The sequence below is a fragment of the Treponema endosymbiont of Eucomonympha sp. genome, from assembly GCF_001028545.1.
The window spans coordinates 1-746 of the sequence record NZ_BBPW01000325.1; the positions used below are offsets into that span (position 1 = coordinate 1).

A 746-nucleotide genomic window follows, 5' to 3' on the forward strand; every position below is an offset into this window, starting at 1 on the left:
CCTGTTGCATAATCGGCTTGGGGTACGTGTCGCGCGGGTCGCGGCTCGGCTTTTGCAGCTCGCCGATAATGTCGTCGACCGTCTGCCGCCCGATTCCGTATTTCTCCCTGAGCTGCTCTTTGAGCAATGCGGGCACGCCGTTTTTCTGCTGCACCAGCGGTAAGACTTCGCGGGCGGCGGCGTAGTTCTCGGGGTGCACCCACGTTTTATCCAGCGGGTCGGCGCTTTCGGGGATTTTGAGGAAGCCGGCGCACTGCTCGAAGGTCTTTTCGCCCATGCCGCCTACTTTTTTCAGGTCTTCACGGCTCGTTATGGCACCGTTCTCGTTCCGGTAGGCGACGATTTTCTTCGCGAGGCCGGAGTTAATGCCCGACACATAGCGCAGGAGCGAATGCGACGCCGTGTTCAGGTTCACCCCGACGCGGTTCACCACGGAGCCGACCACCTCGTCGAGCATTTCGGACAGCTTCTTCTGGTTCACGTCGTGCTGGTACAAGCCCACGCCGATAGACTTCGGGTCGATTTTAACCAGCTCGGCGAGCGGGTCCTGCAGGCGCCGCCCAATTGATATCGCCCCGCGTATGGTCAGGTCGAGGTCGGGGAACTCCTCGCGGGCGGCGTCGCTTGCCGAATAGACGGACGCACCGTCCTCATCGACCACCGCGTATAAGACGCCGGGGAAATGCGCCGTAATGACGCGGGAGTCGATTTCCTGCACTTCGCGTGTGCCGGTGCGGAACCAGGTG

At 61.5% G+C, this 746-nt stretch carries 1 protein-coding gene; it reads right to left on the reverse strand.

Annotated features, from left to right (window positions below; all coding sequences use genetic code 11):
• Positions 1-746 (reverse strand): helix-hairpin-helix domain-containing protein (locus AWU74_RS06855; RefSeq protein WP_187150915.1); only part of this gene is annotated, 746 nt, incomplete at both ends.